Annotated in this window: 1 protein-coding gene; it reads left to right on the top strand. The window is 69.1% G+C overall.

The genetic code is table 11. The features are described 5' to 3' along the window. The coding region (locus I0Q12_RS29800) for a hypothetical protein (RefSeq protein WP_197257393.1) at window positions 1–755 on the top strand (755 nt) is incomplete at both ends.

Raw genomic sequence — 755 nt, forward strand, 5'->3', positions numbered from 1 at the left:
GGCACTCTGTACGGCGTCAACATCGAGTCCGACGGCAGCAACGGTGTGCAGTACGGCGGCGGCGCGGACGGAGCTCTCGACTTCCCACAGGTGTGGCATTGGCCCGGTGCGACGATGGGCGACGACCCGTCGACTGCGCGCGCTGGGACCGGTGCGGAGTTGGACGGGTCCACGGTGCTCGCCACCGGCACCACCGATTCAGGCGTGATGCTGTCGACGGACGGGCAGCGCGTGTTCGTCACGAACTGGCCCAGCGCCCTTGGGGGCGAGAACGCGGCTGAGAAGCCCGCGGACGAACGAAAGCCGATCTTGACAGCATCGATGCGCGTGTTCGAGAACGGTGGGTTCCGCGGCGACCAGGCTGGGATCTACACCGACGGCGCCGACATCGTGCACTTCGCAGAGAAGGGCACCGGCGGCGAGGGATATGTCCCGCTCGCGCCCTCGAAGCGTGGCCGCTCCGTCGCGATCACCCGCGAGATCGCCCGACGCTTCGGTTACCAGCTGGTGCCGATGGCCGACGGTGGCCTCACCGGCTTCGGCGGATACGGCGGCCGCAGCCCCGCATCGTTCGACGTGCCACTCACCCCGGACGGCTGGGCCGGCATGTCCGCGAACAAACGCCGGGCCACGATGTACAACCTCGCAGCCCTCGGGATCGGCGGAGCGTTCGCGCTCGCCTCCGGGTTCGACGCAGATGGCCGGTTCACCGGCCAGTTCGACACCGGCGCCAACTCGCATCCGGCGCTGGAGAA

The sequence above is a fragment of the Rhodococcus sp. CX genome (assembly GCF_015865005.1).
GTDB lineage: Bacteria > Actinomycetota > Actinomycetes > Mycobacteriales > Mycobacteriaceae > Rhodococcus.